This window comes from Aeromonas sp. FDAARGOS 1405, from assembly GCF_019048265.1.
GTDB lineage: Bacteria > Pseudomonadota > Gammaproteobacteria > Enterobacterales > Aeromonadaceae > Aeromonas > Aeromonas veronii_A.
In genome coordinates this window covers 4068530-4092510 of the sequence record NZ_CP077311.1, presented here as the reverse complement: position 1 = coordinate 4092510, position 23981 = coordinate 4068530, and the positions used below count along the sequence as shown (strand labels likewise).

General features: G+C 50.8%; 20 protein-coding genes. 18 read left to right on the top strand and 2 right to left on the bottom strand.

Annotated features, from left to right (window positions below; translation table 11 throughout):
* Positions 1–48 precede the first annotated feature (48 nt).
* Positions 49–951 (bottom strand): lysine exporter LysO family protein, encoded by a 903-nt coding sequence (locus tag I6L35_RS18765; protein ID WP_043819350.1) that lies wholly within the window; start codon positions 949–951, stop codon positions 49–51.
* Positions 952–1484: 533 nt separating this feature from the next.
* Between I6L35_RS18765 and I6L35_RS18760 the strand changes: the two genes are divergently transcribed.
* The 11 genes from I6L35_RS18760 to I6L35_RS18710 all read left to right on the top strand — a co-directional run bounded on the left by I6L35_RS18760 (position 1485) and on the right by I6L35_RS18710 (position 12511).
* Positions 1485–2255 (top strand): ABC transporter ATP-binding protein, encoded by a 771-nt coding sequence (locus tag I6L35_RS18760; RefSeq protein ID WP_005337310.1) that lies wholly within the window; start codon positions 1485–1487, stop codon positions 2253–2255.
* Between the two features lie 49 nt (positions 2256–2304).
* Positions 2305–3078: an ABC transporter substrate-binding protein gene (locus tag I6L35_RS18755; protein WP_005337307.1), complete on the top strand. Its 774-nt coding sequence runs from the start codon at positions 2305–2307 to the stop codon at positions 3076–3078.
* A 211-nt stretch (positions 3079–3289) separates the two neighbouring features.
* On the top strand, positions 3290–4030 hold the full coding sequence (locus I6L35_RS18750) for an ABC transporter permease (RefSeq protein ID WP_005352911.1): 741 nt from the start codon (positions 3290–3292) through the stop codon (positions 4028–4030).
* A 3-nt stretch (positions 4031–4033) separates the two neighbouring features.
* Positions 4034–4726 (top strand): ABC transporter permease, encoded by a 693-nt coding sequence (locus I6L35_RS18745; RefSeq protein ID WP_005337302.1) that lies wholly within the window; start codon positions 4034–4036, stop codon positions 4724–4726.
* Positions 4727–4902: 176 nt separating this feature from the next.
* Positions 4903–5562 carry a TIGR01621 family pseudouridine synthase gene (locus I6L35_RS18740; protein ID WP_216979019.1) on the top strand — a complete coding sequence of 220 codons (660 nt, stop codon included), beginning with the start codon at positions 4903–4905 and terminating at the stop codon, positions 5560–5562.
* Positions 5562–6272 (top strand): haloacid dehalogenase-like hydrolase, encoded by a 711-nt coding sequence (locus I6L35_RS18735; protein WP_254204492.1) that lies wholly within the window; start codon positions 5562–5564, stop codon positions 6270–6272. Before I6L35_RS18740 ends, I6L35_RS18735 begins: the two co-directional genes overlap by 1 nt.
* A 224-nt stretch (positions 6273–6496) precedes the next feature.
* Positions 6497–7633, top strand: a complete 1137-nt coding sequence (gene hppD / locus I6L35_RS18730; RefSeq protein WP_110302313.1) for a 4-hydroxyphenylpyruvate dioxygenase — start codon at positions 6497–6499, stop codon at positions 7631–7633.
* Positions 7626–8777: a homogentisate 1,2-dioxygenase gene (locus I6L35_RS18725; protein ID WP_201915836.1), complete on the top strand. Its 1152-nt coding sequence runs from the start codon at positions 7626–7628 to the stop codon at positions 8775–8777. Before hppD ends, I6L35_RS18725 begins: the two co-directional genes overlap by 8 nt.
* Before the next feature lie 10 nt (positions 8778–8787).
* Entirely contained in the window at positions 8788–9783 is a 996-nt protein-coding gene (locus tag I6L35_RS18720) for a fumarylacetoacetate hydrolase family protein (RefSeq protein ID WP_216979018.1), read from the top strand.
* A 138-nt stretch (positions 9784–9921) separates the two neighbouring features.
* Positions 9922–10557, top strand: a complete 636-nt coding sequence (gene maiA, locus I6L35_RS18715) for a maleylacetoacetate isomerase (RefSeq protein WP_005361400.1) — start codon at positions 9922–9924, stop codon at positions 10555–10557.
* A 457-nt stretch (positions 10558–11014) separates the two neighbouring features.
* Positions 11015–12511 (top strand): C69 family dipeptidase, encoded by a 1497-nt coding sequence (locus tag I6L35_RS18710; protein WP_216979017.1) that lies wholly within the window; start codon positions 11015–11017, stop codon positions 12509–12511.
* Positions 12512–12683: 172 nt separating this feature from the next.
* Here the strand turns inward: I6L35_RS18710 and I6L35_RS18705 are convergent, their stop codons facing one another.
* Positions 12684–13208 carry an acyloxyacyl hydrolase gene (locus tag I6L35_RS18705; protein WP_005344743.1) on the bottom strand — a complete coding sequence of 175 codons (525 nt, stop codon included), beginning with the start codon at positions 13206–13208 and terminating at the stop codon, positions 12684–12686.
* Positions 13209–14439: 1231 nt separating this feature from the next.
* On the opposite strand from I6L35_RS18705, the gene I6L35_RS18700 reads away from it, so the two are divergent.
* The 7 genes from I6L35_RS18700 (at position 14440) to I6L35_RS18670 (ending at position 23977) form a co-directional block, all read left to right on the top strand.
* Entirely contained in the window at positions 14440–14814 is a 375-nt protein-coding gene (locus I6L35_RS18700) for a hypothetical protein (RefSeq protein ID WP_213388798.1), read from the top strand.
* Positions 14801–16609: a polysaccharide biosynthesis/export family protein gene (locus tag I6L35_RS18695; protein WP_254204491.1), complete on the top strand. Its 1809-nt coding sequence runs from the start codon at positions 14801–14803 to the stop codon at positions 16607–16609. The genes I6L35_RS18700 and I6L35_RS18695 overlap by 14 nt, the downstream gene beginning before the upstream one ends.
* A 65-nt stretch (positions 16610–16674) precedes the next feature.
* Positions 16675–17475, top strand: coding sequence for an ABC transporter permease (locus I6L35_RS18690; RefSeq protein ID WP_040094740.1), 801 nt, complete (start codon positions 16675–16677; stop codon positions 17473–17475).
* A 12-nt stretch (positions 17476–17487) separates the two neighbouring features.
* On the top strand, positions 17488–18138 hold the full coding sequence (locus tag I6L35_RS18685; RefSeq protein ID WP_040094739.1) for an ABC transporter ATP-binding protein: 651 nt from the start codon (positions 17488–17490) through the stop codon (positions 18136–18138).
* A 15-nt stretch (positions 18139–18153) separates the two neighbouring features.
* Positions 18154–19356: a sugar transporter gene (locus I6L35_RS18680; protein WP_213388795.1), complete on the top strand. Its 1203-nt coding sequence runs from the start codon at positions 18154–18156 to the stop codon at positions 19354–19356.
* Between the two features lie 131 nt (positions 19357–19487).
* A complete protein-coding gene (locus I6L35_RS18675) occupies positions 19488–22313 on the top strand; it encodes a glycosyltransferase (protein ID WP_215269329.1) in 2826 nt (941 codons plus the stop codon).
* Positions 22310–23977, top strand: coding sequence for a hypothetical protein (locus I6L35_RS18670; RefSeq protein ID WP_216979016.1), 1668 nt, complete (start codon positions 22310–22312; stop codon positions 23975–23977). Before I6L35_RS18675 ends, I6L35_RS18670 begins: the two co-directional genes overlap by 4 nt.
* Positions 23978–23981: the final 4 nt, after the last annotated feature.

Genomic DNA, 23981 nt, shown 5'->3' with positions numbered 1-23981 from the left:
GCCCGACAACAAGGTCGGGCTTTTTGATCTGCAATGTGGAAATCAGGCTTAGATCGCCAGAAACCCGAGGATCAGGATGGGGCCGAGCAGGCTCAGGATAAAGCCGGAGACAATGGCCACCGGCACCACCTGAATGCCCCCTGATTTCTGGATGACCGGCAGGGTGAAGTCCAGCGCCGTGGCGCCGCCGTAACCGATGGCTGCCGAGGGGTGGCGTCGCATCAGGACCGGGATGATCAGAATGGCGATAAGCTCGCGCCCAAGATCGTTGATAAAGGCAGCAGAACCGAGCACCGGCCCCAGTTTGTCGGCTACCAGAATGCCGGAGAGTGAATACCAGCCGAAGCTCGAGCTCATCGCCAGACCATGGGCAAAGGGCATGCCCAGCAACTGGGCCGCCAGCAGGCTGCCCAGCCAGCTGCTGAGGATGACGGTGGCGGCTATCTTCATCCCCCAGGGATTGAGCAGGATCTGGCGCAGCCGCATGCCGGAGTTGCGCATCTGCACCCCGATGAGAAACAGCAGCAGCATCAGGGCCCACTCGCTCCACTTGTCGATGGGCAGTGCGCGCAGATCCACCAGTAGACCCAGCAGCACACCGCCGAGCACCACAAAGCAGAGCTGCAGGGATTCCCACAACAGGTGCAACTTGCCCGGCATCTTGGCATCGCTCGCCTCGTGGGTCGGCGGCGTGCGCTTGTCGAGCCACCAGAGGGCCAGCAGGTTGCAGAGCGTGATCGCGGTCAGCATCACCCCGGCGACCTTGAAGATCACCGCCAGATTGCTGCCCAGGTTCTCCACATAGGCAAGCCCGAGCCCCATCAGGAACAGAATGAGGTAGACCATCTTGCCCAGACTCTGGTTGACCAGCTTGATCAGCCGGGCAGAGGAGAGGGGAATCAGATAGCCGATTGCCAGTGGCAACAGGATCAGCAACACATTGAGCAGCATCGAGGCCTCGATCACAAAAACTGATAAAAACACCACCTTATCATTACTTATTGGCTCTGTGTCACATATCTCTCGCTTTCATGGCCGAAAACAGCCCTTTTGGGGGCAGATTGTTACTTTTTTGCCACAACCTCTCTGTTTGATAAGGTTCTGTGCGAGCCCGAGTGCATCAATGAAATCAAGTTGATCCAATCGGGGGGCCGATATTTCGCTCGGCAAGGGGGTGCATAAAGCCATTTTGGTGCCGGTTTGGCACACATCACGCTTTTCTCTTGCCACTGATATGATTGGGGTATAAAAAGGCGTTATCGAAACAGCCATTGAAACGGCTGTTTATGCAAACAAAGTGCTGAAAAATACGCAAAGAGCGAATAAAAATAGAGCGAATCCCCTGAAGACCCTCGTTCTGTATTGTTTTTTCACTATCCTGGTGATATTTTCGCTGAAGGTTGCCATCAGTTAACTTTTTGTTAAATGGACGATGGTTGAGTCACGCCCCCTGCGGCGTCTAGGGACAGACAAGGTTGTAATGGATGAGCGACGTTGCCGCACTGGAAGTACGTGATCTGCACAAATATTTTGGCACCCACGAAGTGCTCAAGGGCATCGACATGACCGCCCACAAGGGTGATGTGATCTCCCTTATCGGCTCCTCCGGTTCGGGGAAGTCGACCTTTCTTCGCTGTATCAATCTGCTCGAAACCCCCTCATCCGGCACCGTCTCGCTCCATGGCGAGTTGATCCGGATGAAAACCAGCCGCGCCGGCGAGCGGTTGCCGGAAGATATGCGTCAGGTTGAGCGGATCCGCAGCCGACTGGCCATGGTGTTTCAAAGTTTCAATCTCTGGTCACACATGACCATCATGCAGAACATCATCGAAGTGCCAATCCAGGTGCTCAAGGTGCCTCGCGCCGAAGCACTGGCCAAGGCAGAGCAACTGCTCAACCGGGTTGGACTCTGGGAGCGGCGTGACTACTATCCCGGCCACCTCTCCGGTGGTCAGCAGCAGCGGGCCGCCATTGCCCGTGCGCTGGCGGTAGAGCCCGAGGTGATGCTGTTTGACGAACCCACCTCGGCGCTGGATCCCGAGCTGGTGGGAGAAGTACTTGGCCTGATGCGCGAGCTGGCCGAAGAGGGACGCACCATGCTGGTGGTGACCCACGAGATGTCGTTTGCCCGGGATGTATCGAACAAGGTGATGTTTCTGCATCAGGGGCGGGTGGAAGAGGAGGGCAACCCCAAGGAGATTTTCGCCCATCCCAAATCCGAGCGGTTCAAGCAATTCATCTCCTCCATCTACTGATGGCGGGATGCCTGGTTACCCAATCAACTGTTTTATCAAGGAGAGATACATGAACAAGCTGATGCTGGCGACAGCCGTAGTCACTGCCCTCGCGTCCGGTAGCCTGATGGCCAAGGAGTGGAAAGAGGTCCGGATCGGGGTTGAGGGTGCCTATCCCCCCTTCTCCTGGACCGAGCCCAGTGGCGAGGTGAAAGGCTTTGATATCGACATCGCCAACGCCCTGTGCGAAGAGATGAAAGTGAAGTGCACCCTGGTCAAGCAGGACTGGGACGGCATCATTCCGGCGCTGCTGTCGCGCAAGTTTGACGCTATCATCGCCACCATGGACATCACAGAAGAGCGCAAGAAGAAAGTGGACTTCACCCAGAAGTACCAGCACATTCCGGCCCGCTTCGCCGCCAAGAAGGGCACTGACGTGCAGCTCGACAAAGCCTTTATGGAAGGCAAGTCCGTCGCGGTGCAGCGTGCGACCTCCATGGATACCTTTATTACCGACAACTTCCCCAATGCCACCATCAAGCGTTACGGCACCGCCGATGAAGCCTATCTCGATCTGAAATCCGGTCGTGTGGACTATGTGCTGGCCGACTCTGCCGCCATCACCGACGGTCTGCTGAAGAAAGAGGGGGGTGATGCCTTTGAATTCGTCGGCCCGAAACTGACCGATCCCAAGTGGTTTGGCGAAGGCGCCGGTATTGCAGTGCGCAAGGCTGACAAGGATCTGAAAGAGAAATTCAACGCCGCCATTCTGGCGCTGCGTGCCAACGGCAAGTACAAGGAAATCAACGACAAGTACTTCGAGTTCGACGTTTACGGAGAGTAAAACAAAGAGACGTTTACGGCGAGTAAGTCCAAAGACGTCTACGGCAAGTAACGACAGGTTGATCCCGTCAGTAGTCATCGGGCCCGTCACCTCCCTGAGGGAGTTTACGGGCCCGCATTGATTGCAATGGAGCTGCACATATTTCATTCGGACTGCTATGGAGCCTTCTGGTTAGCAGGTGCGTGAAGATTCAGTGGCGATGGAGCTGCATATGTTTGATTTGAAAGGATACGAAGCCTCGCTGCTGGAGGGCGCCTGGGTCACCCTGGAAGTGGCGCTGGCCTCCCTGCTGCTGGCGTTGCTGCTGGGGATGCTGGGGGCGCTGGCCAAACTCTCTCCCTACAAGTGGGCCCGGGCCATCGCCACCGGCTACACCACCATTATTCGCGGTATCCCCGATCTGGTGCTGATGATGCTGCTCTTCTTTGGCGGCCAGGTGCTGATTAACGGCATCTGCACCTGGGTCAACGAGACTTACAACAGCTGGTTACTGGAGAGCAATCCCAATCAGGAGTGGGTCTCCCTGCTTCCGGACTATATCGACATCAGCCCCTTTGTGGCCGGTGTCGCGACCATCGGTTTTATCTTCGGCGCCTACATGACCGAGACCTTTCGCGGCGCCATTCTGGCGGTGGACAAAGGTGAGCTGGAGGCCGCACGGGCTTTTGGCATGCGGGCTACCCAGGTGTTTGTGCGGATCCTCTTCCCCCAGATGATGCGCCACGCTCTGCCCGGGTTTGGCAACAACTGGCTGGTGCTGCTGAAAACCACCGCGCTGGTCTCCATCATCGGCCTTGATGACATGGTGCGCAAAGCCTCGTTGGCGGCGGGCTCGACCCAGCAACCCTTCACCTTCTACATGGCGGTGGCGTTGATCTTCCTGATCTTCACCGCAGTCTCCACCTCGGCGCTCAAGTGGGCCGAGCGTCATTACGCCATCAAGACGAGGTAAGCCATGGATTTCTCAATCATTCTCAAAGAGTGGCCCACCTACTGGGAGGGGCTCTATACCACCGTCTGGCTGGTGGCCCTCTCTCTGATCCTTGGGTTGATGCTGGCGGTGCCCATGGGCATTCTGCGCAACAGCCGCAACTGGCTGATCAAGGGGCCGATCTGGGCCTATATCTACTTCTTTCGCGGCACCCCGCTGCTAGTGCAGCTCTTTATCATCTACTACGGCGCTGCCCAGTGGGAGTGGCTGAAGAACAGTGCCGCCTGGTCGCTCTTCTCCGAAGCCTGGTTCTGTGCGCTGCTGGCTTTCACCCTCAATACCGCCGCCTATACCGCCGAGATCGTGCGCGGGGCGGTGCACAACATGCCGCGCGGCCAGATTGAGGCAGCCAACGCCTTTGGCATGACCCGCTGGCAGACCCTGACCCGGATCATTTTGCCCAACTCGTTTCGTCGGGCACTGCCGGCTTACAGCAACGAGGTGATCTTCATGCTGCAAGGCTCGGCGGTGGCGGGCATCATCACCATCGTCGATCTGACCGGCGCGGCGCGGATCATCAACTCTCGCTACTACAGTCCGTTCGAGGCCTTTTTGACCGCAGGGCTGCTCTATATGCTGCTCACCTTTGTCATCGTCTGGCTGTTCAAAAAGTGGGAAGCGCGCTGGCACGCCCACCTGCGCCCGCGCAATGTGTAAGGGTTGACCTGCCAATATGAGCGAAAATGGCTCCGCCTGTTGCAGGCGGGGCCATTTTTTATCTTTATCCTCTGCCCGCCCGGTTTGCCAAATAGTGCCCGAGCAGGGAGAATGCAGCACTCCCGAGCGCCGCCAGTCGTTGGCTGTGAGCCTTATTCCCCAGTTCCCGAGGTTTTATGTACCGGATATTGTTTGAGCATCCCGCTTTCCTGGTTATCGACAAGCAGCCCGGCATAGGCATGCACGACGAGAAGGGCGACGGGGAGTCGGTCAATCCGGGACTGGTCAATCGCGTGAAAGCCGATACCGGGCTCACCCTCTATCCGGTGCACCGGCTCGACAAGATGACCTCCGGGCTGGTGCTGCTGGCCCGCACCACAGAGGCGAACCGTGAGCTGAGCATGGCTTTTGCGGCCCGTGAGGTGAGCAAGCAGTATCTGGCGCTCTCCGATCGTAAACCGAAGAAGAAGCAGGGTTGGGTGAAAGGGGATATGCAAAAGGGGCGTGGCGGCAGCTGGCTGCTGGCGCGCACGCTGGATAATCCTGCCATCAGCTGGTTCGATTCGGTGTCGGTGCGCGAAGGGCTGCGGCTCTATCGCGTCAAGCCCCAGACCGGCAAAACCCACCAGATCCGGGTTGCCCTCAAAAGCATCGGCGCCCCCATTCTCGGGGATGAGCGCTATGGCGGTACGCCCTCCGATCGCGGCTATCTGCACGCCTGGCGACTGAGTTTTACCCTGGCGGGCGAGCCGTTCGATTTTGTCTGCTCGCCCGATGTGGGGAGTGAATTTGTCACCCCTGAGCTCACTGCAGCCATTGCAGCCCTTGCGCCCTGATGTTTATGCGCCCAGCGTCTGACACCATTATCCCTTCAGCGATAGATCGTGATCCTGACGGGGGCACTCCGCGCTGGATCCTGGCCGACTTTGACGACACCCTGGCCCCCGGCGACAGCCACGCCGGTCTGCTGCGCTATATCCTGCGCCGCCGGATCTGGCCGCTGTTGCTGTTGCCAGTGATTGCGCTGGGTGGCTTGGTCTATTTGTTGCCAAGTCAGCTGCTACCCAGCCAGCGGCGGCGCGGTATCTCCCTTATCTGGTGGGCCATCACGCTTTGGCTCTCTCCCCTCGGTTGGCGCAAGCTGGTGCGCGCCTATTGCCGCACCAGGCCGGGGCTGTTTCGTCAGGCTCGCGAGTTGCTGCAAAGCGAGGGGGCGCGCTGCTGGGTGATCTCCGCCAGCCCCTGCGCGCTGGTGCGAGCCCAACTCTATCAGCAACTGCCCGGCCAGTTGCCCCACCGGATCATTGGCTCGCAGATGCACTACCGTTTTGGCGGCCTGATGCCGCGCTTCTATTGCCACGGCCAGCACAAGCTGCTGCCGGAGATCTGCGCCCTCGATGTCGAGCTGGCCTTGAGCGACAGCCTGCACGATCTGCCACTGCTGGGGTTGGGGAAAGAGGCGTGGCTGATCAATCCAACGCCCACGCGACTGCAAAAAGCCCGGGCCCGCTTGCCCCATCTGCTGGTCAAAAACTGGCAACTGTAAGCCAAAGCTGACAGCCATGCGGGTCGTCACCGTTTGATCCGCAAGGCTGCGACTTGAATGTCACAATCCATTTACATTATTTGCTGCCAGCTGCGAAAAACTATCTGCAACCCGCCTCTTCTCTTCCTGCTACGCCCTGCTTCTAATGAAACAAGTTGTTAACACTTGCCGCGCCGCTGGGTGCCGCAATCCGTTTTAACCGAATCAAGAGCAAGGAGCGCCCGATGAATGCCACCTCTTCCGCCACCCATACCATCAATCCTTTAGGCACAGACGGTTTCGAGTTTGTCGAGTACACAGCCCCCGATGCCAAAGGGATTGCTGCCCTCAAGAGCCTGTTCGTTTCGCTCGGGTTTGCCGAGGTCGCCAAGCACAAACACAAGCAGTGCTGGCTCTACCGGCAGGGGGATATCAACTTTGTGGTCAATGCCGAGCCTCACTCCCAGGCGGAGCAGTTTGCCAGCCTGCACGGGCCGAGCGTTTGCGGCATGGCATTTCGGGTGAGCGATGCGGGCAAAGCCCAGCAGTACGCCATCGCCAAGGGGGCCAAGCCCTTTGTCGGCAAGATTGGCCCGATGGAGCTCAATATTCCCGCCATCTACGGTATCGGCGAGAGCACGCTCTCCTTTGTCGACCGCTATGGCGACAAGGGCTCCATCTATGACGTGGATTTTGTCTTCTACCCCGACTGGCAGTCCCGGATGGCAGAGGTGGATGCCGGTCTTATGGAGATCGATCACCTGACCCACAACGTCCATCGCGGCAATATGGATGTCTGGTCCAACTTCTATGAGCGGATCGGTAACTTCCGTGAAATTCGCTACTTCGATATCGAGGGCAAGCTGACCGGGCTGCACTCCCGTGCCATGACCGCGCCTTGTGGCAAGATCCGCATCCCCATCAACGAGTCGGCGGATGACAAGTCCCAGATCGAGGAGTACCTGCGTCAGTACAAGGGGGAGGGGATCCAGCACATCGCCATGGCCTCCAGCGATATCTACCACACCATCCGCACCCTGCGCAGCCGCGGTACCGGCTTTATGCCGACGCCCGATACCTACTACGAGAAGGTGAACAACCGGGTCGAGGGGCATCAGGAGGATCTGGCTGCTCTGAAAGAGCTGCGCATCCTCATCGACGGCTCCCCCACCAAGGATGGCATCCTGCTGCAGATCTTCACCGACACCGTGATTGGCCCGGTCTTCTTCGAGATCATCCAGCGTAAGGGTAACGAAGGGTTTGGCGAGGGCAATTTCAAGGCGCTGTTTGAATCGATTGAGCTGGACCAGATCCGCCGTGGCGTGCTGGATGGCGGCGAGGATGAGAAGGGTGCCCGCAAAGAGGGAGCGAGCGATGCGTAACTGGATTAACTTCCCCCATCGGGAGGGGACCCACTCCCGGCAAGCCCATGCCGACCTGCCGGAACAGGCCATCTATGAGCGCGAGCTGGGGCGAAGCGGCTTTTTCGGCCCCGCCACCCACATGCACCACAAGCATGCCCCCACTGACTGGATCAGTTGGGAGGGGCCGCTGCGGCCACGGCTGTTTGACCTCAATGCCCTCCAGGAGGAGGTAAGCTCGCTCTCTCCCTGGGTGGCTCCCGATATTCTCAGCAACCCCCACTGCCGCTATCGCATCTGGCGGCTCTCCGAGGCGATGCCGTTTCTGGTGCGCAACGCCGACGGCGACGAGCTGCTCTTTATCCACGAGGGGGGCGGTGAGTTCTTCTGCGACTACGGCCACCTGACTCTTCGCGATGGCGACTACGTGGTGATCCCCCGCGGCACCATGTGGCGCATCGAGCCGACGGCGCCCCTGTTCATCCTGATGATCGAGGCGACCAACGACAGCTACCAGCTGCCGGATAAGGGGCTGGTGGGCAATCACGCCATCTTCGACCCGGCGGCGCTCGATGTGCCCGCCATCAATGAACGCTTTTTAGCCCAGCAGGATGAGAATCCCTGGTCGCTGCAGGTGAAGCGTCACGATCAGGTGTCGGTCATCACCTGGCCCTTCAACCCGCTTGATGCGCAAGGTTGGCACGGGGACTTGTGCGTGGTGCGCCTCAACTGGCGGGATATCCGCCCGCTGATGAGCCATCGCTACCATCTGCCGCCGTCGGCTCATTCGACCTTTGTGGCGAGCCGCTTCGTGATTTGTACCTTCGTGCCGCGCCCCATCGAGAGCGATCCCGGCGCCCTCAAGGTGCCCTTCTATCACAGCAATGACGATTACGACGAGGTGCTCTTTTACCACGCGGGGGATTTCTTTAGCCGGGACAATATCGAGCGGGGCATGGTCACCTTCCATCCCGCCGGTTTCACCCACGGCCCCCATCCCAAGGCGTTTGCGGCAGGGCAGGCCTATGCCAAGAAGTTCACCGACGAGGTGGCGGTCATGCTCGATACCCGCGATGCGCTGAACGTCGGCAGTCTGTGCGAAGGGATCGAGAACACCCGGTATGTCTCCAGCTGGCAGCGCCCGGACGCTGCTGCCGGCAAATAAGGAATCGCTTATGAAATTGGCAACATTGAACAATGGCAAGCGCGATGGCGCTTTGGTGGTGGTGAGCCGGGATCTGACCCGGGCAGTGCGGGTGAGCGAGATAGCCCCGACTTTGCAGGCCGCCCTCGATGAGTGGGCCGAGGTTGCCCCCAGGCTTGAGGCTGTCTATCAGCAGCTTAACGAGGGCCGTGTGGCCGAGGCGTTCCCCTTTGACGAAGCGTCTTGCCTCTCTCCCTTGCCGCGTGCCTATCAGTGGGCCGATGGCAGCGCCTACGTCAACCACGTGGAGCTGGTGCGCAAGGCTCGCGGCGCCGAGATGCCGGAAAGCTTCTGGCACGATCCGTTGATGTATCAGGGGGGCTCCGACAGCTTTTTGGCTCCCCGTGGGCCGATTGTCATGGGCTCCGAGGAGTGGGGGATCGATTTCGAGTCGGAGGTGGCCATCATCACCGACGATGTGCCGATGGGGGTGAGCCCGCAGGGGGCCGCCAGTCACGTCAAACTGTTGATGCTGGTCAACGATGTGAGCCTGCGCAATCTCATTCCGGGGGAGCTGGCCAAGGGATTTGGTTTCTTCCAGTCCAAGCCGTCCAGCGCCTTCTCGCCGGTGGCCATCACCCCGGACGAGCTGGGGGATGACTGGCGCGATGGCAAGGTGCTGCTGCCCCTGCGCACCCATCTGAATGGTGCCCTGTTTGGCGCACCGGATGCCGGGGTGGACATGACCTTCAACTTCTTTGAACTGATTGCCCACGCCGCCAAGACAAGACCGCTCGGGGCGGGTTGCATCATCGGCTCGGGCACCGTCTCCAACTACGATCGCAGCGCCGGTTCATCCTGCATCGCCGAGCGCCGCATGCTGGAAATTCTTGATTGTGATCAAGCTACAACCTCCTATTTGCAGTTTGGTGATAGAGTGTCGATCTCGATGGAAGATCGCTCTGGCCAAAATCTGTTTGGCACCATCTCTCAACAGGTGGTGCCAGCGAGCGGTCAGGGAGGTTGATGGCCAGCGCCGGTTGGCGGCAAGGATATTCCGGATATGTCCGGATCACGACGAGCCTCAACCGGTGCCGGATACACAAGGAGGCAGGTGACGAGCATCTGCCGGGCTTCGGGCCCAGATAAAAAGCAGGGACAGATTATGTTGCAGTTGTTTGGCTATTGGCGTTCATCGGCAAGTTTTCGGGTGCGGATCGTGTTGCAGCTCAAGGGGCTCGCCTACGAGCAGCATCCCATCAATTTGCGGCAAGGCGAGCAGAGCGAGAAGGCCTATCGCCGGATCAACCCGCAAGGGCTGGTGCCGTTTCTGGTGGATGGCGATGTGCAGATCGGTCAGTCGGTCGCCATCATGGAGTACCTCGACGAGACCTATCCCGCCTACTCACTGATGCCCTCTTCCCCCGACGCGCGGGCACGGGTGCGCCAGATCGTCAACATGATCGCCTGTGATATTCACCCGCTCAACAATCTGCGGGTACTCAACTATCTGGAAGAGCACTTCAGGGCCAACAACGAGCAGGAGGCCCGCTGGTATCGCCACTGGATTGACGAGACCTTCACCGCCCTCGAACAGCTGTTGATGACCACCGCCGGTGTCTACTGCGTCGGCAACGAAGTGACCCTGGCCGACTGCATGCTGGTGCCCCAGGTCTACAACGCCCGCCGCTACGACATGACCCTGGACGATTACCCCACTATCCGCCGCATCGTCGCCAACTGCGAACAGTTGCAAGCCTTTATCAAGGCCGCCCCCGCAAACCAGCCGGATGCGCAGTGACCTACTGACTTGAATCGCGGGATGGCGTCAGCACGCCATCCCGCGCGTCACATCTCCTCATCTCTTTATTTCCCTTCTGTATGCGCCTTGCGTGCCTTGTGTTGACGGCTGAATGTCGCCAAGGATCCTGCACTTGTCACACTTATCAACATTTTGCATCGATTGAGTCTTTATTGTTGGTGTTTTGGGCTGTCAGTCACACTCAAGTCAGTTGATTGGGCCTAGTATCGCCACGCCAGCGGGACAGCGGAAAGCAGAAATGCGCACAGGTCGCCTATCAGGGGGCCTGGCTACCTCCCTGGTTTCCATGGTTTATTCGCACTGCTCTTTTTCGTGTTTACGGTTTGATGGCCCGCACTGTCCGGCCCGTGTCACCGCGCAGATCCCTTGTGACAGCGGCAGGTTGACTGGCGCGCCACCGCTTATTTGCAACCACTCTGTGCAACAAGGAGATCTCATGTATTCCTTCAAAAAGTGCGTCGTCGCACTCTCCATCAACCTTGCTCTCTTCTCGTCGGCGTTCGCCTGTACCACCTTGCTGGTCGGCAGTGAAGCCAGCGCCGATGGCTCCATGATGGTGGCCCGCAGCGCCGACAGCGATGCCCTGAAAGCCCAGCATTTCGTGATCCATCCGGCCAAGCAGGGGCAGAGCGGTATGCACAGCTCCAAGGCTCACAATGGCGCCAATGATTTCAGCTACCCCTTGCCGAAAAACTCCCTGCGCTATACCACGGTACCGAACTGGAAGACCCAGCTGCATGGCGCCACCGGGTTCAACGAGAAGGGAGTCGGGGTGAGCGGCACCGAGTCCATTTTTGCCTCACCCGAAGCGCTCGCCTTTGACCCCTATGTGGAAGATAAGGGGATCACCGAGGATGACATTCCCGATGTGTTGCTCTCCCGGTCCACATCGGCCCGCGAGGCGATCTCGTTGCTTGGCAACATCATCGAGACCATAGGCGCGGGAGAGGGATTTGGTGTCGCCGTGGTGGATGATAACGAGCTCTGGTATCTGGAGACTGCCACCGGCCATCACTGGATGGCGCAGCGTCTGCCGAAAAATCACTACTTTGCCACCGGCAATCAGGGCCGCCTGCAGCAGTACGATCCCGCCAGTGCCGATATGATGGGATCGAAAAATCTGATCGAATTTGCCACCGAGAAGGGGCTCTACCATCCGCAAAAGGAGGGGGCGTTCAACTTCTCGAAAGCCTATACCCGCGATGACGAGCGGGACCGTACCTATAACGATCCGCGGGTCTGGAACATCCAGCAGATGTTCAACCCCTCGCTCAAGCAGGCGGTGGATTCCGGTCGCCAGTTCCCGGTCACCCTCTCCCCCGAGAAGAAGATGACCCTGGAGGAGGTCAAGGCGGTGCTGCGCAATCACTATGACGGCACCGAACACGATCCCTACAGCAAGGGGTTGAACGGTCAGGAGCCGTGGCGCCCCGTCAGCGTGTTTCGCACCTACGAGTCCCATGTGATGCAGGTACGCCCCTGGATGCCGCGTGAGGTGGGGGAGGTGACCTATGTGGGCCTCGGCATGGCGGATCTGACCGCCTTCGTTCCCTACTACAGCGGTCTGGAAGCCTATCCGGCGCACTATGCCATGGGTAGCGACAAGGCCGACAGCGACTCCATCTACTGGAAATATCGCAAACTGCAGACTTTGGTAATGACCGATTACCCCAAACTGGCCCCCATGGTGAAGCAGGCTTACCAGAGCTGGGAGGCGAAGATCGCCAAAGAGCAGAAAGAGATGGAAGCCAACTATCTGAAAACGGTCAAGACCGACAAGACCGCTGCCAACAACATGCTCAACGACTTCAATCTGCGAGTCATGAAGGAGGCCGAGGCGTTGACTGAAGAGCTGACCAACCAGATCTTCACTGTGCGCACTCAGGATATTCAGGCCGATATCTTCTTCGCCAACAAGGCGAAAAAGGACTGATTGCCACCCCCATGATGTGGTGAAGCGGTAGAGCGTGTCGTCATCCATTTCCTGAGTGTGGTGATCCTCTCACGGCCACCCCGGTTATCAGAAGACTACATAACGAAAAGCCTTCACAGAAGTGAAGGCTTTTTTGCAGAGTGTTCCGGTGATAGCGACAAAGCCTGTCTGGCTAAAAACGGTACTCGATATGGAGGGTATGGCTGTCCAGCCCCGGGTTCTTGTCATACATATAGGCGTTGGACATGTGCTCATATTGATAGCCGATCAGCCAATTCTTGGTGATGGCGTAGCCGAGACCGATGCCCAGAGCGAACTGGAAGGGGCCGCCATAATCCTTGAAGCCGTGGCCGCGTGTGCCAAATTGATGTTGATTGAGCCAGACCATTTCGCCGGGTATCCAGGTCACCCAGTTACCCCATTGGCATTCGATACGGGCGCCGCCTCCCAGTCTTGCGGTCTCTTCATCTTCTACCTTGAGTGTTCCTCCACGCACCCCCAGCCCAAATTGGCAGCCTGAGTCTCCCCAGCGCCAGAACATATGGTGAAACTTGGCGTCGGCGAATTTGATGTCGAGCTTTTCATTGCTGAATGCCTTGCCTAGTTGCAGGGTAAGAATATTGTCATTGGCTATCGCTCCTGCGCTGGTGAGCAACGAAACCAGCAGGCCGATCCTTGATAGAGTGTTAGCGTCCATGCCCCCTCCAATGTCGTTGTGACCCTGTGTCGCTGATTCAATCGGACACATATCAGGCATAGTCAACAGACAATAACCCTGTCAATCACGGCCAGAAAAACTAAAAAAAATCATGTTGGTCGATAAATGGGCTATCGCGTTGATGCCCTTAATAAGGGGAGGTCATCAGCATCCCGGCTTAGTTCGTTATTTGAACAAATGTGTAACATGTGACGTGATGATGCTCGCTGGCGTGGACTGGTTTATCGCGCAGGGCGAGGAGTTTGAGAGGGATGTCGGATATGACTTCCTGGGTAAATCAGATTTCTCCTATTTCATTTTCATTGAAAAATCAATATTGTGACTTCACAAAAATTAATTTTTTCTGGAAGGGAAGAGGAATAATTTAGACGTTTCTAAATTAATCTGGAGCATCATCAAAATTATTTACACCATGTGAATACATTTTTTGCCAATGAAAAATTAAATAAAAAATTCTTAAAAAACAGTATTTTGCTGATTTTTTCATCGGGTGGGGATTGCAGGTGGAATTTTTGATTGTTGACCCAATTGCGGCTTATTGGTAGCATTCAAAAAAAACGAGAATAAGTATGATATACGTCACATTGTGACGCTTTCATGCACGGGTTGGGTGCTTACATTATAATCTATCTGCTGGCTTTTTGAGCTGGCAGTCCACGTATTTTGTCCCTCCTGTATTTATTTCACATCCATCTTGTATGCTTTTTATCCGGCAGGATGTCATCGCCGTGCGGTAGCTATGTCTAATTTTCCCGGCACCTCGTGTTGTGCGGTAGCTATGGCCAAACAAGAGATGCTGGTATCATTTGTGTAACACTTTGCCAACATTTGAACTGTGTCACCCGTCTTGAGGCTTATGACTGCTCTGAGCAATACAGACGGTGTACTGCCTGATATCCATCATATATTCGCGTTTTACTCGATTCGTTCAGAGCATTCTGCAATGTACGCAGTAAGCGCTCATATATTGAGCAAATCACGCTGATCCAGCTTGAATCAATCGCTTTTTCAAGTCTTGACTGATTGCCTGTTAATGAGGTACTTCATGGCCCACTTTGGTATGTAGAGGATATGAAAATCTTCGTAATGCTGAATATTGCAGTTCTTCTTGGGTCGCAAAGATTACCAGCAAATCGGTAAAAAATTACCAGAGCATAAGACTGTAAAGTTTTAACAGATTAACATTTGACTCCATGGAAAATATTGACACATGAATTATGCAACCCGGTTATTGGCGATTTCATTAGCCATACAAGTTGGTGGCTGCGCATATGAGCCAAAGCAGGTAGAAGCGTCTCGTCCTCTCGTCAACCCCTCGATTGCTACCGAATTGCATGTCATGCCTCCCGATCTGCAGCAGGCGCTGAATACGCTGCCACAGGGGGCAGCATTCAGTAGAAACAATGTGACCTATACCCTGGGGCAACGTTATGTTTCGGCTCTGGGTCTTGAGTGCGTTGAGTTGTTGTTTAACAGTGTGCAAGGCCACTCGCAAAGACGCGCGGCATGCAAGACTGAAGAACAATGGTATCTGATACCTCAACTGGAACAGACCTCTGTCAGCAACCTTCTTGCTGAGCAATAAAATGAAGGCAAATGGTTTGAAAAAAATGAAAATATATCAGCTTGGCACACTTCTGTTCCTCATCAGTACATCCTGCACAACCATGACCCTTGCCGCACCTGATTTAGCGCAAGCAAATGGATCATCATTTGGTTACACCCTTTCAGGAAAAGCTGCAGAAAACACCGGCCCTCAGCTTGGTGGTCAAGCTGCACTGAGTGGGCAGGCAAACACAAGTTCAACGACCGGGAGTTTTACTCAACAGAATCGTCAAGGGATGTTGTTACCCGGTGAGGCAGATGTACGAAAATTACTGCCCCTGGCAGAGGCAGGATTACCTCCTCCTTATGGCGCCAATCTGTTTGCAGGTGGGTATGAAACTGAACGCAGTGATGGTTTGAATGACAATTATCTGATAGCTCCGGGTGACAAACTTAATATCTGGATCTGGGGAGCTGTCAACTTTTCAAATGTAGTGACGGTAGATAATCAAGGTAATATCTTCATCCCTGATGTCGGCCCGATCAATGTCAAGAATGTGCCAGCCAGCCAGGTCAATAATCTGGTGACCAGCAGGATTGGCGATGTTTTTACAAATAATGTCAATATCTACGTCAACCTGCTGACAACAACTCCCGTGAGTGTGTTTGTCACTGGCCCGGTAATACGGCCAGGCCAGTATGCGGGTCAATCCTCTGACAGTGTGCTCTATTTTCTAAAACGGGCTGGGGGGATCGACTCGGAGCGCGGCAGCTATCGTCAAATAAAGGTATTACGCCAGAACCAGGTCATCCAAAAAATCGATCTGTATGAATTCATGCAGCAGGGCAAAATGCCCAAGCTCTCTTTTAAAGATCAGGATGTCATCCTGGTAGAGCCACAGGGCCCGATGATAAATGTCGCGGGCAAGGTTCGTAATCCCTTCCGTTTCGAATTGACTCAGCGTAATACGCTAGGCTCGGAGCTGGTCAACTACGCACTGCCGCTTGCCAAGGTGAGTCATGTCGGGGTGATAGGTGACCGTCCAAGTGGTCCATTCTCCATCTATTTACCTTACAAGGATTTTGCCAGCCTTCAGCTTAAGGATGGTGACAAAGTCTTGTTCAATGATGACATGCATGCTCAGGTTTATGATGTGCAGGTCGCAGGTAGCTATATGGGGCCCTCATATTTCACTGTGCGCAAGCAGACCAAGCTGCATGAGCTTCTCAACCATATTCCCATTGACCCACAGCTTGCCGATTACCAATCCATCTACCTGATGCGCAAGAGTGTCGCTGCGCGGCAAAAAGAGATGTTGGAAGAGTCGCTCAACCGGTTGGAACGCAGTGTGTTTACTGCTCCTGCCAGCTCGGATGGTGAAGCGGCGATCCGTGCCAAAGAGGCAGAACTGGTGATGCGCTTTGTCGAAAAGGCCAGAAAAATTCAGCCACTTGGCAAGGTGGTGGTCGCAGACAAGGGGATTGTTGCGAACATTCAGTTGGAACAGGGTGACCAGATTGTCATACCGAACAGAACCGACCTGATCCAGGTCGGTGGGGAAGTGTTGATGCCACAAGCTGTGGTCTATAACGCCAATGCGACTCTCGATGACTATGTGGCCTGGGCGGGCGGATTCACCGAGCGTGCGAATGACCAGCGGATTGCCGTGGTTCATGCCAACGGGTTGGTGGAGTTTAAAGATAAGGGGAGTGTCCAGCCCGGTGATCAGATCCTGGTGTTGCCCAAGGTCGACAGCAAAACCATGCAATCGGTCAAGGATATTACTCAAATTATCTATCAGATCGCCGTGGCTGCTAACGTAGCAATTAAGTAAGCCGCTTCTTGATGAGAAAAAGCAGACTCGCCAACGGGCGAGTCTGCTATGGGTAAAGCGAAATAATGAATAAACCGATACTTAATCAAACGCCGCGCACATCCCTGCAGGTGTTGCGAGATGTTGTCTTTGGCCTGCTTATTCGCGAGCTTAAAACCCGTTTTGGTAATTATCGGCTGGGCTATGCTTGGGCCCTTATTGACCCCTTACTAATGATTAGTGCATTCAGTCTGATTTTCGGTCTTCGCAACCACAGCGGCTTTGGCGGAGCCCCCGCACCTCTGTTTATCACTGCCGGCTACTTGCCTTTTCTATTTTTCAAGAATGTGGTGAGCAAATTACAATCCGCAGTCAACGCCAACATGGGACTGTTCTGCTATCGACAAGTCACTCCCTTTTCTACATTTGTTGCCCGTTTTATACTTGAGGCTATGGTGGGCATGATGGTTGGTATCATTCTTGTTATGGGACTACTTTGGTTCGGTTTTGATGCCATTCCGGCAGATCCTTTACAAGTAATTTTTATCTATTTTCTATTAATGGTTTTCTCATTTTCTCTTGGCATCATCTTCTGCATTATATGTAGCTTATTTCAAGAGGCGGATAAATTTTTAAACCTATTAATGATGCCTCTTATGTTTGTCTCGTGTGTCATGTATCCCCTAATGAGCATACCGACTCAGTATCAATATTGGTTTTTATGGAATCCACTTGTGCATGCTCTCGAACTGATCCGTAGTGGTTGGATCTCGGGCTATAACAGCACGAGTGTAAGTGCCGCATATCTCTCTAGTATCACTCTAATTTTGCTGACGTTTGCTATGAGTTGTTATCGCCTTGGGCATCGTCGGTTGATCGCAAGTTAACGTGAATCAAAAATGATCATTCTTGATAATGTAACCAAGTACTATCCAACAAAGTTTGGCCGCAACTATGTACTGCGCGACGTCAGTATTGAGCTGCCAAGAGATCGTAACATCGGTATTCTTGGTATAAATGGGGCAGGTAAATCAACACTGCTTCGTCTTCTAGGTGGAATGGATATGCCTAGCAAGGGAAAAATTAGTCGTCTTTGTCGTGTATCCTGGCCGTTAGCATTAAGTGGTGGATTTCAAGGCAGTATGACCGGACGAGAGAATACGCGCTTTGTTTGCCGTATTCATGGTGTACGGGATACCAAGACGGTTGAAGAGTGGGTGAAGGAGTTCTCTGAGATCGGTCAGCACTATGAGTTACCCATCAAAACCTATTCCAGTGGTATGAAGTCAAAATTCAATTTTGCCGTCAGTATGGCCTTTGATTTTGATATTTATCTGACGGATGAGATCACCTCGGTAGGCGATGCGCGCTTTAAACAGAAATGTATTGATGTGTTTAATCAAAAACGCGAGACAGCCAGTCTTATCATGGTGTCGCACGATATGAAAAACCTTCGTCAGCAGTGCGATATGGGTATTCTGTTGCGTAATAGCAGACTGGAGGTATTTGACAATATCGACGATGCCATCCGTATTTATCAGAATCTATAATAAGCCAAATTCAACATGACTCAACTTATCAAATCAGAAAAGTCCTCACGCTTTGTGCGCAAGTTGCGCAAGTTAAGCAAAGCGCCTAAACAGTTTTTTATTGACTCCAGCGGTTATCAGATTGCTCACCGTTCTTGGCAAAGCAGTCTCAAATTAGGCAGCTTCTTGTGGGTAGTCGTTTGCTTTGCGATCGCGACAGTCTATTTTGGTTTTATGGCATCTGATCGTTATGTCAGTCGTGCCGAGTTGATCATCAAGCAAGCTGATCAAATCAAGATGTTACCCGACGCCTTGTCCATGCTGGGTATTGGGGGTAGCAATCATCAAGATGTGTTGTTAATTCAAGACTATTTAAAATCATGGGATATGCTAGCCAAGCTGGATAAAGAGCTCGCCCTCAAATCACACTACCAAAGTGGTGCGGCAGATTATTTTTCACGCTTGTCTGATGATGTCAGTCGAGAGGATTTCATCAAGTACTATCGCCAGCATCTGGGATTACATCTTGATGAGTTGTCCGGTGTACTTACCATCGAGTTGCAGACATTTGATCCCCAATATGGCCAACAGGTTGTGGCCCTGATGCTTAAAGAGTCAGAACGCTTTATCAACAAGTTGGGGCATCAAGTGGCTCTCGATCAGCTTGCTTTTGTCGAAAAGGAAGTCGATCGGGCTTATCAACGGTTGCAAGATGAAAAAGCCAAGGTGCTGGCCTTTCAAAACAGCCATCAACTTATCAGCCCAGAGTCGACCAGTAGCGCACGCTTGGGAGTGGTCAGCCAGATTGAAGGCGAACTGGTGCGCCAACAGGCGGAGCTGAAACAACTGCGCAGCTATATGAAGGATTCCGCTCCCGCCGTTGTCTCGGTACAGAGCCGGGTTGATGCCTTGACCAGGCAACTTGAGCAGGAACGAGCCAAGTTGACCGGTCAGGACAAGGACGCCATGAATGAAATCACCGCCGGCTATCTGGATGTGCAAACCCAGGCAACCCTGGCGGCAGATCTCTATAAAACCGGTCTTATCAGCCTGGAGCAAGCCAGGGTTGAAGCGTATCGCAAGTTGAAGCACCTGTTGGTAATTACCCAACCGACGTTGGCTGAAGATGCCGAATATCCGCGTCGCCTTTATAACCTTGCTACCGTGGGTGTACTGCTTTGCCTCTTCTATGGTCTGATCGTGATGGGACTTGCAACCTTACGTGAGCATCAAGACTAAAATATAATGGAGCTAAATATAATATTACTATTCTAGATATATTAATGTGTTTTTCAAATTCAATTTAAATATTTATATATTTTCATAACAACATAATAAGAGGGTGAGTATATTCCATGGTACGGGGCAGAATGAAAAAAGCGGGTAGAAAAATAAAAAATATTTTTAATGCAGTTACATTGCAGGAAAGCGAAATAAAAGGGCATTTTGATGTCATTGATGGTCAATATGTTCATGGATGGGCTATTGATAGAGATAAGAAAAAACCTGTAACATTATCGCTATATATCAACAATGTAAAATATAAAAACTTCTCCAGTGGGGCTTACAGGGAAGACCTTGCTTTAGCTGAAATAAATGAGGGATTTGCGGGCTTCTCTGAAAAACTAAACTTACAAGAAATTGTCCAAAATTATGGCCATGACTGTACCATATCCATCCGCTCAGAACTTGGTCATTATGAGCTAAAAAACTCTCCAAAAAAATTGAACACTCCTGATGTCGCCTTTTCTATTGATATTTTTGAGAATGGTGTTTGTGCCGGATGGATTGTAGATAAAAATAATCAAGATATTTCCTTTTCTCTGAATGTTATTATTAATGGAATTAGTCATACCGTATCAGCAAACCTACCCAGAACAGATCTTTCTGTCATCGGTATAACTAATTTTCAGCATGGGTTCTATATCAATGCCTTTGAGATATCTGAAGCTGATGAATGTGATGTATGTGTTGAGCTAAATTATGATAAACAGTATACATTAGCTCCATTGACTAAATTTTCTTCTTTTTCTTCGAAAGTTAAAAGTTTAACAGAGCTTCAATCTTTTTTACGTAAAGAAGGTTATGCGTCTCTTTCAAAATCAACCTATCAGGTTGTCCATTCAATAATTCCTGCACTCATTGATCAATGTCGAGCTAACAGCGATGTTCCAATGATTAGCAGTAATCATACTCACACCGACCGAAAAAGTAATGCGATTGCAGTTATTGTTCCCGTATACAAAGGTGTACAAGAGACGGTTAACTGTATAAACAGTGTAATTTCTGCGAAAAATAATGTGCCTTACAGGTTGATAGTAATAAATGATTGCAGCCCTGATGAGGATATGGAACAGGAACTATCCTGCTTCCAAAATTTTAAAAATGTAGAAATATATAAAAATGATGTTAATCTTGGTTTTGTAGGTACTGTCAACCGAGGTATGATCATAGCGGAAGAGCATGATGTAATACTTTTGAATTCAGATACTATCGTAGCAGATGGATGGTTGGATGCAATTATAACTGAAGCGTACAATATGGATGATTCTAAGATTGTCGGCACAGTTACACCTATATCTAACAACGCAACTATATGTAGTTTCCCTGAGTTTTGCATAGATAACTCTATTCCTTATAATTATGACGTTAGTAAATTAGCTGCCATATGTTCAACCAATACTGCTCCAGCTCAAGAATTACCTACCGCACATGGTTACTGCATGTTCATCAAGCGAGAAGTATTGAATGATGTAGGATATTTTGATCATCAGAAGTGGGGGAAAGGATATGCTGAGGAAAATGATTTCTCTTTGAGAGCATCCAAGCTTGGTTGGAAGCATGTTGTAACCAATAAGACTTTTGTTCATCATTTAGGTTCTGTTTCTTTCGCCAGTAGCGCTTCTGAATTCATTGCAAAAAATCTAGAAAAACTGAACGGGATATATCCAGACTATCCTGAACTTGTCGCCAAATTCGTTAAAAATGATCCTGTAAGGGTTTTACGGCAAGAGCTAGCAGAAAAAATAATAAAGATTGAGCTAGCTAGATATAGTAAAAAGCCTGTTCTCTTTATTTCTCTCGTAATTGGTGGCGGAACAAAAGTTGCGACTGATGAGATGGAGAAATTGCTAAATAAAGAAGATTATCCAGTAATAATGCTAACATGCCGAGAAAATGGAATGTGGCGTTTGTCTCTTGAGCAAGTTGGTGTATTTTCCGATTATTTCATTGAAAATGAAAAAGATCTCTTTATTGATTTTCTAAAAGAAATTGGTGTATGGCATGTTCATTATCATCATACACTGCAATTCCCTACAGATGTTTGGAGCATTCCTGGTTCACTTGGCTGTAAATATGATGTGACACTTCACGATTACTATACAGTCTGTCCTAGAGCAAATATGGTCAGTCATCATGACAAATTCTGCGGTAATCCAACAACGGATGACTGTAATCGTTGTATCAGACAATTAGGTGTTCATGCCTCTTCAAAATTAAAGTTAGAAGATATTGGATATAATGTACAAGATTGGCGTGGCTTCCATAGCATGCACTTGTCAAAAGCACGTAAAGTATATACGCCATCTAATGATACAATGCAGAGAATAAAAAGTTTTATACCGCTTAAAAATATAGAGTATAAATATCATCCTGAACCCCTTATTTTTTCGACAGTAAATCATCGGGCTAATGCAGAAATAAATATAGGATTTATCGGGGCAATTGGTCCGCACAAGGGAGTGGAGATCATAAAAGGTCTTGCTCGTTATATTCAAGAAAATGGTGAAAAGGCTAAAATCACGGTCATTGGATATACATCTGATGATAGTTATTTTGAGCAATTTGACTTTGTAAAAATAACAGGGAAGTATGATCGAGAGCGTATTGACACTTTATTAAAAGAAAATGAGGTTGATATAATTTTCTTATCCAGCATCTGGCCAGAAACATTCAGTTATACATTTACAGAGGCTGTGGCGAGTGATCTACCTATTGCTACATTCAAGTTAGGTGCTGTAATGGAGCGCTCGGATTCAATGAGATCTGTATTGCAAATACCATTAAATGATGATTATGCGTCTATCTTTAATACGCTGAAAACCCATCTATCCACCCTTGTTGCAGAGCAGCGGTCAACTGGCGTACAATATCCATCAATTATAAAAAACTATTACAATATTAAGGTTCAATGATGGGACAATTGATAGCTGAAAAAGATATTGGTGATTACTGTAAAGTAAAGGTTGTTAGTAATAGCAATCTGTGTGTTATTTGTTTTTCTGGCTTTAATACCCCTAAAGGAAAATTCAATTATATTCGGAGTTTTTCACATAACGATTATCACCAGATATATTTGAATACCACTGCTGAAGAATATTATCATCAAGGTATTCATGGTCTGGGTGACAGTCTAGAAGAAACCATCCATCATATTAATGAAATCCTACAGGAGTTACCCGGTGAAAATATAAAGGTAATAACTCTAGGCTGTTCTATGGGGGGCTATGGCGCCCTCCTTTATGGAACACTTTTGAATGTAAATAAAATTCTAGCTTTAGGTCCAAGCATACCACTTTACTCAGAGTCTTTTTTAGCGAAAGAGTATCGAAATCAACATGTAGCTATTTATAATCAATTTGAAGATAGAATAATAAACTCTAACATTGAGAAAGTCATCTTACATGGTGACAGTATGATTAGTGACATACTAACCCACCAGAGATTAAGAACATCAAATAATGCAACATGCAGACACTTATGGGGTTGCAACCATACCTTGACGGCCATTCTAGCAAGTAAAATGGCACTCCGAGTATTTGTTGAAGACACAAATTTAGCACTAAAACATGTAGAAAAAATCTTTAAACCATTCCATTTACCTTCAGCTCAATATGAAATACTACACCAGTTATTTTATCCAGAAAATGTTGATGGTGTCTGTCGAGAACCTCTAAAATTAGAGGGTATGGACGGCTTGCATCATACCGTATTATATTGCATTGCTGTGTCAAATATTCTTACAGATCAAGAATTATCGAAAAAGTGTTTCTCTCTGGCCTTGGAGAAACATCTTCATTATCGTTCTGCCAAGCGTTTTCTCGATATAGTTTTTCTACCTGGGGAGTGTGAAAAATTATTGAAGTTGATCGAGGAAAGTATTTATCGCTTTGGTATTGAACATCTTGAAATGTCAGAGATTGTCTCGTTGAAGAGTATTTACGATGAGCTCACTACTAAGGTTTATCCGCAAGAAAAATATAGTCCTGTACATATAGAGGGATATCTTGATAGATATGATGGAGAAAACCTCTTTGGTTGGTGTATCAATAAAGAACTTAAAGAAGCAGCAACCGTTCATATTTATTTTAAGGATAAATCACTTCCGCATTACAAAATCTTGAGCGACAAATATAGAGGTGATTTGAAGTCTGCAGGAAAGAGAGATGGTTACAGTGCATTTAGCTTGCCGCTAAATATATATATGCCGATATTAGTTAATAGTACCCGTGTATATGCGGTAGAGCATCACACAAAGGAGCATCTCAATAACTCAGGCATGTTATTGCAACCGCAATTTATTCACTTTAATGTTGAAAGAATTGTAGATGGTGTTATATATGGCTGGGTATATGACAGAAACCATCCGAAAAATTACATTGATATATCTGCGTTCAGCATAAAAAATAATAATGATGTAACTGTTAGTCGATTTGAAAGAGCTGATATGGAAAGCCGTGGAATTAATTCTCGTGCAGGTTTTAGTATACATTCTAAAAGCTTTTCAGACGCACCTGACTTCATTGAGGTGTTCTTAAAAAATTCCAATCACCGTATATCTAGAGCAATTATGGTATAACACC